The sequence below is a fragment of the Calditrichota bacterium genome (genome assembly GCA_014359355.1).
In the GTDB taxonomy this organism is placed as follows: domain Bacteria; phylum Zhuqueibacterota; class Zhuqueibacteria; order JANLFK01; family Oleimicrobiaceae; genus Oleimicrobium.
Genome location: JACIZP010000330.1, coordinates 1 through 10,433 on the forward strand (window position 1 = coordinate 1; position 10,433 = coordinate 10,433).

The 10,433-nt window shown below is 60.9% G+C and carries 8 protein-coding genes; 1 reads left to right on the top strand and 7 read right to left on the bottom strand.

Translation table 11 applies throughout. The features are described from left to right. The 7 genes from H5U38_13960 to H5U38_13990 all read right to left on the bottom strand — a co-directional run. On the bottom strand, positions 1-637 hold a 637-nt coding region (locus H5U38_13960), incomplete at its 3' end, for a hypothetical protein (protein ID MBC7188126.1). Between the two features lie 90 nt (positions 638-727). Next, positions 728-1,849 (bottom strand): N-acetyltransferase, encoded by a 1,122-nt coding sequence (locus H5U38_13965; GenBank protein MBC7188127.1) that lies wholly within the window; start codon positions 1,847-1,849, stop codon positions 728-730. Positions 1,850-2,094: 245 nt separating this feature from the next. Beyond that, positions 2,095-2,475, bottom strand: coding sequence for an ACT domain-containing protein (locus H5U38_13970; protein ID MBC7188128.1), 381 nt, complete (start codon positions 2,473-2,475; stop codon positions 2,095-2,097). Positions 2,476-2,531: 56 nt separating this feature from the next. Next, positions 2,532-4,259, bottom strand: coding sequence for an amidase (locus H5U38_13975; GenBank protein ID MBC7188129.1), 1,728 nt, complete (start codon positions 4,257-4,259; stop codon positions 2,532-2,534). 77 nt (positions 4,260-4,336) lie between these two features. Then, a complete protein-coding gene (locus H5U38_13980; protein MBC7188130.1) occupies positions 4,337-5,182 on the bottom strand; it encodes a carbohydrate ABC transporter permease in 846 nt (281 codons plus the stop codon). Between the two features lie 82 nt (positions 5,183-5,264). After that, positions 5,265-7,493 (bottom strand): extracellular solute-binding protein, encoded by a 2,229-nt coding sequence (locus H5U38_13985; GenBank protein ID MBC7188131.1) that lies wholly within the window; start codon positions 7,491-7,493, stop codon positions 5,265-5,267. A 103-nt stretch (positions 7,494-7,596) separates the two neighbouring features. Continuing rightward, positions 7,597-8,397, bottom strand: coding sequence for an ATP-binding cassette domain-containing protein (locus H5U38_13990; GenBank protein MBC7188132.1), 801 nt, complete (start codon positions 8,395-8,397; stop codon positions 7,597-7,599). A 138-nt stretch (positions 8,398-8,535) separates the two neighbouring features. On the opposite strand from H5U38_13990, the gene H5U38_13995 reads away from it, so the two are divergent. Next, positions 8,536-10,433, top strand: a 1,898-nt coding sequence (locus tag H5U38_13995; GenBank protein ID MBC7188133.1) for a cache domain-containing protein, incomplete at its 3' end; no start/stop codon positions are given.

Below are 10,433 nucleotides of genomic sequence, written 5' to 3' on the forward strand. Positions count from 1 at the left end.
GGAGGCGGAGATAGTGGTCCACTGCCTTTCGGTAGCTGCCCTCGTCAACCTGCATGTGTTCGCCCTTGGCGGCAAGCATGAAAATCATGCCCGGCTTCCCTAGCCCGGACAGGGAGCCAAGTTCTCCGTCCTCGCTCTGCAGACCCACACGCCTGGCGACGACGACCATCTCGCCTGGTGCACACAGGACCTGCACGGCCGGAACCAGGTCCTGGCCTAAGAAATCCGCTGCCAATGACGCGAGGACCATGCCCTCCGGCGGAGCGGAAACGCCTCCGAGCCACCAGACGCGGAACTCCCCAGACTCGCCCGCATCGAAAAAGGGCGGCTGGGCGCCGCTCACCTCTGCGCTGTGCACTTCCACAACGGTCTCCAGGTCAAGAAGGTCAACGCTTTCCAAGCGAAAGAGTCCCCTCAGCCAGGCGGCGACCTCCACCCGCTCCCCCTCCTCCTGGCGCACCACCATGATCGTCGGCTCGTTCGCCATGCCCGGGAACGCCGACTCCTCCAAGCCTTCGTAGCCGGCCAGGACCCACACCTGGAAAAAGGTCACGCGCGCAGGTGAATTGCCGTGTGCTGTGCCAAGCAAACCGAAAACTGTCGTACCAACACAAGCCAGGCGCATCCAACGTTTCATACGCGTCTCTCCTCACCTTCCCCACCCCAGCACCAGCCAGTCGCCTCCACCGTCGCATTTTCTCTATGGCCGTTGCGCAAGCCACACCCGTCAGGAAGAAGCTGTAAGTGGCATCTCGTAGACCCTGTACCGCCTTACCAACTGCAGGCCGAGCTTGAGGATGGCATCCTTCATCGCAAAGTTGTCCTCGAGCACGTAGTTGGCCTCTAAACGTGCGCCCCGCGGCTGCAGCGCCTCGTAGGTCTTGACGTACAGCAGGGTGTCGATCCCCCGACGGTGAAATTCAGGAACGATGCCCAGTGCCCACATGCGATAGCTGTTCACCTTTTTTAGCCCAAACAGCAGCTTGAAAATCCCGAACGGGAAAAGTCGCCCATTGAGGCCGCGCAGCAGCTCGTTCACGTCCGGGAAGGCAATGGAAAAACCGATTGGTTGCCCAGCCGCTTCTGCGATAAAGACCACCTTCGGATCAAGGATAAGTTTGAGGCTACGCGCCATCTCGGCTGCCTCCGCGTCGGTCACCGGGGCATAGCCCCAATTGTGAGCAAGAGAGCGATTGGCAAGGTCGACGATCGTCCTCACTTCGCTGTTCAGCCGTTTCATGTCTATTGTCCGCACTCGCACCTGATGGCGCTCCTGAATGTGCTGTAGGTGGCGGACAAAGCGCTCTGGCAGCACATACCCGCCCGAGGCATCGCCTCGATATACCTCCAGGTCCTTCACCTTGCGCAAGCCGAAGGCCTCCATCTGGCGGTTGTAGAACGGCGGATTGTACGGCGACATTATCGTGGGCGGGTAGTCAAAGCCCTCGACGATAAAGCCCCAGTTCTGTGACTCGAAGCTTATCGGCCCGCGCATGGCAGTCATGCCCCGCGCCTGTAGCCACCCCTGGGCAGCGCCCAGCAGGGCAGCGGCGACCTGGTCATCGTCAACGCACTCGTAGGAGCCGAAGAAGCCGATAGAGGTGCCCCAGTAGTCGTTGGCATGGCGATCCACAAAGGCGGCGATACGCCCCACGGGCTGGCCGCCGTCCCAGGCCAAAAACAGCGCACAATCGCAATGCAGCAGCATCGGGTTGGTCGTCGGCCGGAGCTGTTTACGCTGTTCGCTGCGCAATGGTGGCACCCAGTAAGGATCTCCCTTGTACAAGCGGTAGGGCAGAGCCACAAAGGCCCTCTCCTCCCGCCAGGACCGGACATGCCTGATTTCCATGGAGCCTCCCGAGTAAAGAGTCAGTTACCAGCGTGGGGCGATCTTTCTGCGGCGCGCACGAGGGCTCTTACGCCCGGCGGTGCTCAACTCCGCAGCAGGTCTACGCAGGCGCACGTGCCGCGGGCATCAGTTCACCATCGGCAAAGCCTAACCTCACTGCACCTCCACGGGAGCTGGGCGTGCCTCTCGGAAAACCGGCGAACTGCGGGCCAAGTTCACGGAGCATGGCCCGCACAAGCTCACAGCTACTTTCCCATCACTTCCAGAGCCCGGTTGATATCCGAGACATCCAAGATCACCACGCCTCGTTCTTGCCCTGGGCTCATGGTGCCGTAGCAGTACTCGATGTTGACCCCGGCTTCGCCCAAGGCGAGGGCAAGCTTTGCCAGGGCGCCCGGCTGGTTTTCCAGCTCGGCGGCCAACACCTCCCGCTCCTCCACCTCGTAGCCAAGCGCGCTGAGGGTCTTCAGGGCCTTTTGCGTGTTGGAGACCCACAGCTTGGCCACATCGCCGAACACGCCGATGGCTTCGATGTTGATCTTGCGCCGCGCGAGCTCCTGGCACAACTGGCCCACAGTTCCAGGGCGGTTCTCCACCACCACGAATACTTCCTTGATCTTCAGCATGGGCCCCTCCGCATGGCTATGCCTACCCCTTTTCACACCCGATAGGCTCCTGCCCCTCAATCGGGCAAAGCTGGGTGCCGCAGATGAAAGTCAGTGGCGTCCTGATATGCCTTGGCCACCCTCAACAAATCCGCCTCGCCGAACAGTTTTCCTACGAAAGTGATGCTCGTCGGTGTGCCTTTTTCGGTAAAGCCGTTTGGCACTACCACGCAAGGATGACCCGTGAGATTGGTGAGGAGAAGGTTGTTGCCGCCAAAGGTTGGCACCACGTAGACATCGACCTGAGCCATGACCTTGGCCATCTCCTGCATGAGCAGCGTCCGCACGCGATTGGCCTGAATGTACTCCACCGCAGGGATGAGCCGGGAATGCCTGAACACGTTCGGCCAGGCGTTCTTGACCTGGCGCACCATCAGGTCGTCGCGGTTGCTGCGTGTCAATTCGTCGAAGGCGGCTGCCGCCTCGGCATTGAGGATGAACTGCAGGGCATCCACGGGCAAATCAGGCAGCGCGATGGGCACCAAGTCGACGCCCAGAGAACGGAGCGTGTGCAAGACTGCGGTGTCGCGCAACGAGGCTTCCTGGTCGCGCCGCGGGTCCTCGAAGGCGCTCTGCACAAAACCCACGCGGATCTTCCGCAGGTCAGCACGGGGGTCCCATGCAAACGGCACGTCCACTACGGTGAGGTCCTTGCCATCCGGCCCGCAGATGGCCTCGAACACCAAGGCGCAATCCTCCACAGACCGGCTGATGGGACCGAGCTTGTCCATGCTCCAACTGAGGGCCATGGCGCCGAAACGGCTCACTCTGCCGAAGGTCGGGCGCAGGCCGGTCACCCCGCAGCGCGTACAGGGTGAGACAATCGAACCGTAGGTCTCGCTGCCAATAGAGAAGGCCACCAGGCCAGCCGCAGTAGCTGATGCCGGTCCCGCAGAGGAGCCGCTGGAGCCCTGTTCTACGTTCCACGGGTTGCGCGTCTGGCCGCCATACCACACGTCGCCCCAGGCCAGCTCCCCCAAGCTGAGTTTGGCGACCAGAACAGCACCCGCCTGGTCCAGACGCTGCACCACGGTGGCGTCATAGTCGAGCACTTGATCTTTGAACGGGACGCTGCCCCAAGTGGTTTTGTAGCCGCGCGTCGCCAACAGATCCTTTGCGCCCCATGGCAGCCCGTGCAACGGGCCACGCCGCTTGCCTGCGGCCAACTCCTCGTCCGCGCGCCTTGCCTGCTCCATGGCGCGTTCCTCGGTCAGCGTCACCACACACTTCAAGTGGGGGTCATAGCGGCGCAGGCGGTCCAGATACATCTGGGTGAGCTCCCGCGAGCTCACCTTGCGGGTGCGCAACAATTCGCCGAGGTACGTCACCGGCCAAAAAGCCACAGCTTCCAGCCGAGAGGGTAACGGCGGAAGTTGCACACGACTGCGCCGGTTCCTGATCTTTTTGACCGCAATGGTCAGGCCTGGCGGGATTGGGTTGAACTGCAACGCCGGAGGTACGCTGTTGTCCAGGGGGATGGCGCGCAGCTTTTCGAAGGCAGCGAGGTTCTCATTGACGCCGTCCATGAGCAGATCGCGCTCTGGTTCGGTGAACTCCAGCCCAGCGACCGCTTCGGCCCCCTTCACCATCTCCTTCTCCACCCGCAGTCTGCGCGCTTCTTGTAGCCGGGACCATGCGCCCCCGAAAAACAATCCAAGAAAGGAGCCAAGCGCTGAGTATCCCACGAACCTCCGCCTGCTGATTCCCGCCGAGGGAGCGTCGATCTTCGAGGCCGTCCTCCCCATCGCATTCCTCCTGAAAACTCGCTCCGTTGTCTCCTCACCTTGTCGGTGCATGCCAGCCTTTCGCCAGAAAGCCTCTTCTACCCCTTCAAGCCGGTGAGCGTAATGCCCCTCACGAAGTAGCGCTGCGCGACGAAAAAGATGCCGACAATCGGCAACATTACGCACACGGCCGCCGCCATCTGGTACGGCCATTTGGTGACGTGCATGTTGTGGAAGAAGGCGATACCCACCTCCACCGGCCGCATATCCATCTGCGTGGTGACGATCAATGACCAGAGAAAGTCGCGCCACACGGCCATAAACGAGAAGATGCCCAACGTGGCCAGCGCCGGTTTTGACAAGGGGAGGGCAATGCGCCAGTAAATGTGAAATGTGGAGGCGCCATCAATGCGCGCCGCATCCTCCAGATCCCTGGGCAGCGTCAAGAAGAACTGGCGCAGCAAGAATATGCCCCACACGCTGCTGGCAAAGTAGAGAATGAGTCCCTGGTAGGTATTCACCCAGCCAAAGGCATCCACAATGAGAAAAGCGGGGATTATCGTCACGATCACCGGGATCATCATCGTGGCGATGTACAGGCCAAAAAGGCGATCCCGCCCGCGGAAGTGTAGCCGCGCAAAGGCAAATGCCGCCATGGAGCACACCAGCAGTTGCAGCACCACGGCGCCGACGCTCATGATGATAGAATTCAAGAAAAACCGCCCGAACGGCAACAACGTCAATGCCTCGCGGTAGTTGGACCACAGAAACCTGCTCGGCCATAGCTTGGGCGGATACTGGCTCACTTCGAGCTCGTTCATGAAGGAGGTCATCACCATCCAGATGAAGGGGACGAGCATGGACAGGGCCAAGCCCAGGAGCGCCGCGTAGATGAGCACGCGCCCCAGCACCTTTGCTGCTCTTTGCGCACGTGTCGCTTTCATATGACTCTCTGCGATGTCACCTTACTCCCATCTTTCTCACCGCAAGGCGCGCCCCATCCTCGGCCGCGGCCAACCGCCAGGATTAGCTGTACTCCACCCGCCTGCCGATGAGGCGGAACTGAATGAGCGTGATGACCAAGATGATGGAAAACAGCACCCAGGCCATCGCTGAGGCTCTCCCCATGCGCAGGTATTCCCACGCATTTTGGTAGATGTGATAGACCACGACATCGGTGGCGCGAGCCGGCCCGCCCTGGGTCATCACCCACACGGAGGTGAAGACCTGAAATGAGCCGATGATCGCCGTCACCAGGATGAAGAACGTGGTTGGTTTGAGCAAAGGTAAGGTCACGCGACGGAAGCGCTGCCAGGCGTTGGCCCCATCGATGATGGCCGCCTCGTAGAGAAAGTCCGGTATGCCCTGCAGCCCGGCCAGAAAAATCACCATCTGGTAGCCAATCTGCATCCAGATGGTCATGACCATCAGGGACACGAGGGCGGTGTTCGGGCTGCTCAGGCCACTCCAGGTGCCGAGGCCCAACAGCCGCAACAGGTAGTTGATGAGCCCGAACTGCGGCTCGTAGAGCCACTGCCACACCATGGCGATGGCCACAAAAGAGGATACGCTTGGCAAGAAGTACAGAGTCCGCAGCAGGTTCACCCCTTTGATGCGCTGATTCATCATCATCGCCACCGCCAAGGAGATGGTCATCGCTACCGGCACTTGCAGAGTGTAGAGCGCCGTGTTTTTGAGCGCGTTCAGGAAGAGTCGGTCCGTGAAGATCGACCTGTAGTTGTCCAGGCCCACGAAAGGCTTGGTGGGCATGATCACGTCCCAGCGGTGCACGCTCAGGTAGAGGGAGAAGAGCAGCGGAGCCAGCACGAACACCAGCAGATGCGCAAACGACGGCAGCAAGAAGGCATAGCCCTCTGCGGTCACACGGCGCTCCCTGTGGCGGGCCAGGACAAGATTCGCCAAACCTGCGCTAAGGGAAACCAGCCCCACGATGAACAAGAAGCGCAACACGAATCCGCGCTCAGAACCTGGCTTGGCGGCCACCACCGGCGTTTCGCGCGCCTCGGCGAACTCCTGGTCGATCTTGCGCGCTGCGTCGGTGAACATCGCGTGCAGGTCCCAACCGCGATAGAGCACAAGGTCCACGGCGTCTTTCACCAGCTCTTCCACGCGGCGGAACTGCTCCACCACCGTTCCCCACGGTTGCCGGCAGTAAGGCACCTCGTCCAGAAACACTTGCTCCAAGCCGAAGGGGTCGAGCTCTGCCTGTTTCTGGGCCACTTCGACGATGGCCGGGATAGCGATCAGCGACTCGATGCGCTGCATGCCAGCCCACTTGCCACCCAAAAAGGCTGCCAACTCCATGGCCAGCTCCGGGTGCGGCGTCCCTTTCGGCACGCACCATCCTGCCTCGTACATGACGGTGACGTGCTTGCCGCCGGTAGGTGTGGGCAGCGGCGCCACACCCACTTCCAGCTCGCCGCGCCTCATGTACTCCTGGATGGTGGTCAGTAGCCAGTGCCCGCTCACCACCATGCCGATCCGCCCGGTGAAGAAGAGCCGGGTGATGCCGCCACTCTCGGCTGCGGCGTACTGCGCGTGCGGGGCGACCTGGTGTTTCACCCGCAGGTCAATGAGAAACTGAACCGCCTCCTCAGTAGCCGGCGAGTTCAAGTAGCCCGTGGCTTTGCTACCATCTGGGCTGAGAATGTCGCCGTTGTTCATCCACACGAATGGCTGCCAGTAGAAGAGGTAGGTGGAAAAGGCGGTGCCGAACTGGTCAGTCCGACCGTCTCCGTCCACATCCTTGGTGAGCTGCTTTGCCAGACCCAGATAGTCCTCCCACGTCCAGCCCCGCTGGGGATAGGGCAAACCAGCCTCGTCAAACATCCGGCGATTGTAGTACATCGCGATAGGATTAAAGTCCTTGGGGAAGGCGTACAGCGCGCTGTCGCGCATGCCGATTTTGAGCACATTGGGAAAGTAGATCGACAGGTCGATGCCCTTGGCCCGGGCAAAGGGCATGAGGTCTAAGAGCAGTCCGCGGTTGATGAACGTGGGCATGATGACCGAGTCGAGGAGGAACACATCGGGCGGCGAGCCGGCGGCGATGGCCGACAGCACTTTCTCCTTGTAGTTAGAAGCGGGAATGGATTCAACGCGGACCTCCACCCCAGGATGCCGACGCGCAAACTCGTCGGCGATGGCTTGCTCGCTCTTCACCTCCTCGGCACCACCCCAGTTAGCCACCCGCAACACCACGGTCTCCGCCGGCCACGCTCTACCGTAAAGCATGCCGCACAAGGTCATGATGCATGCGAGCAATCTAAGAGGAGCACACCAATTCTCCACCAAGCGCCGCCTCCTCATAGGGCCACCAGCCAAGCTTCAGGCCAGTTCAGACAGACCACTCCAACCCGTGGCGCGCAAAAAGCCGCTGCAATTCGAACTCTACCGGGGCTTCCAGGCCGAGACCGTGCAGGGTTTCCACTTCGCGAAACACCTGTGCCGGCGGCCCGTCCATGACAATGCGCCCGCGATCCATGACGAGCAGGCGGTCCACGCCCAAAAGCTCCTCAGGATACTGGCTGATGAGCAGCGTAGAGACCTTGCAATTTGCGGCGGACTTTTGCTCGCGGTGCAAACTCTGGATCATGGCAACGATGGCCTCGCGGCCCTGCGGATCGAGAAGCGAAGTGGGCTCATCTAAGACCAGGTACTTGGGACGCATGGCCATCACCGCTGCCAAGGCGAGGCGCTGCTTTTCGCCGCCGGAAAGCAGATGCGGCGGGTGCTGGCGGTAGCCTGCCAGGTCGAACCGCTGCAGCGCCTCTTCCACTCGTGCGTGCATTTCCTCGTAGGGGATGCCGAGGTTTTCGAGGCCAAAGGCAATCTCTCGCTCCACCGTGGCCGAGACGATCTGGTTGTCCGGATTCTGGAAGACCATTCCCACCTTTTGGCGAATGGCCAGGTGATTGGCAGGGTCCCTGGTGTCCAGGCCATCCACAAGCACCTTGCCAACCGTGGGCACCAGGAGAGCGTTGAGACAGCGGGCCAAGGTGGTTTTGCCCGAACCGTTGGCACCCATGAGGCCAAGGGATTGGCCCTCGTCGATGACCAACGAGACGCGGTCCAGGGCAAGACAGCCGCCGCCATCTTGTCCGGGGTAAGAAAGGCTGACGTCGACGACTTCGATCAAGCTGCTCCTCGCGAAATGAGGCCGCACATTCGTCTTTGCAAATATAACATTTTTGTTGACCCAGTCAACGCTTTTTCTTAAATTGCGGTGGCAGGCCGTGAAGAAAGGCAGCCACTGCTTCGCACCGAGGAGTCGCACATGTCGTTGCTTCCGAAGGCGCCGCTGAGTATCTCCCTGCGCACAAAGCTTATCCTGAGCTTTGTCGTGGTGGTTCTGCTTTCGGGTACCATTGCGGCGTGGGTCGGTTTCCGTCTCATCGGCGATGTGGTGGTGCGACAGGCGCAGGACAAGGTGCGCAACGACCTCAACACCGCCCGTGCCCTGTATCGCAACAAATTGGAACGCATCCGTGATGTGGTGGAACTGACGTCGATTCGCTACTATGTCCGCGAGGGTATGGCCGCCGGCAACATCAAGGCCTTGGGCAGGGAACTACAGCGCACCTTGGAGATGGAGTCCCTCGACGTATTGAGCGCTACGGATGCGCGGGGCAGAGTCATTTTCCGGGCGCGAAACCCTAGAGTGGCCGGTGACAGCCAGACGGAGGATGAGATCGTGCGGCGTGTACTGTTGACCGAGCAGACTGTGGCCGGCACGACCATTATTCCCCGCGAGGAGCTGCTGAAAGAGGGCCAGGACCTCGCAGAGCGGGCGCGCATCACCGTCATCCCCACGCCCATGGCCAAGCCCCGCCCAGCTGGCGAGGAGACCAGCGGTATGATGCTCAAGGCCGCCGCCCCGGTGCTCGACGAGGCCGGCAATGTGCTCGGCGTCATCTACGGCGGCGTGCTCCTGAACCGCTACTACGCCCTCGTGGACACCATCAAGCAGACCGTGTACCAGGGAGAAGTGTATAAGGGCAAGGAGATCGGCTCGGCCACCATCTTCCAGGGCGACCTACGGATTGCGACGAACGTCTTGCGCGAGGATGGCACGCGCGCTATCGGCACGCAGGTTTCAGCGGCGGTGTACGATCGCGTGTTGGTAGAGGGCCTACCATGGATTGAACGCGCCTTTGTCGTCAGCCATTGGTACATCACCGCCTATGAGCCCATCCGCAATCTATCTGGCAACATCATCGGCATTTTGTACGTGGGCATGCTGGAGCAAAAGTTCGCAGACCTGCGCCGGGCCACCCTCTTCACTTTCATGGGCATCACGCTGGCGGGGGTAGTGGGCGCCTTGCTCATCAGCATCGTGCTGGCCAACGGCATTCTCAAGCCGCTGCGTCGTCTTGCAGAGGCAACGCGGCAACTGGCCGAGGGCGACCTCACCCACAAGGTGCATGTGAACTCGCGAGATGAGATCGGCACCCTGGGGCACATGTTCAACTTCATGGCTGCCTCGCTGCTCGACCGCGACGAGCAGCTCAAGCAACGTGCGCAACAGACCATCATGCAATCCGAGCGCCTGGCCACGGTGGGGCAGTTGGCAGCCGGAGTCGCCCACGAGCTCAACAACCCGCTGGGCGGCATCCTGCTGTACGCTAACCTCCTTCTGGAAAAGGCGAAAGACGGCGACCCAATTAAGGAGGACCTGCAGGTCATCGTCCGGGAGACAGAGCGCTGCCGCAAGATCGTGCGCGGCCTGTTGGATTTCTCCCGGCAAACCAAGTTGGAGATGACCGTCACCGACCTCAACAAGATCATCACCACTACCCTCGACTTGGTGGTCACCCAGGCGATCTTCAAAGGGATCACCGTCACTCGCAACCTCAGTCCATTGTTGCCAAAGGTCATGGTGGATGTCGGGCAGATGCAGCAGGTGCTCATCAATATCATCATGAATGCTGCCGAGGCCATGGCGGGCAACGGGACGCTCGAGGTAGCCACCTGGGTGACAGAGGGAAACGGTTATGTGGTCACCTCCATCCGGGACACAGGGCCAGGCATCCCCCAGGAGATTCGGAGCAAGATCTTTGACCCCTTCTTCACCACCAAACCACTGGGCAAGGGAACCGGCTTGGGGCTTTCCATCGCCTTCGGCATTATCCGGAAGCACAATGGCATCATCGAAGTGGAAAGCGAAGTGGGAAA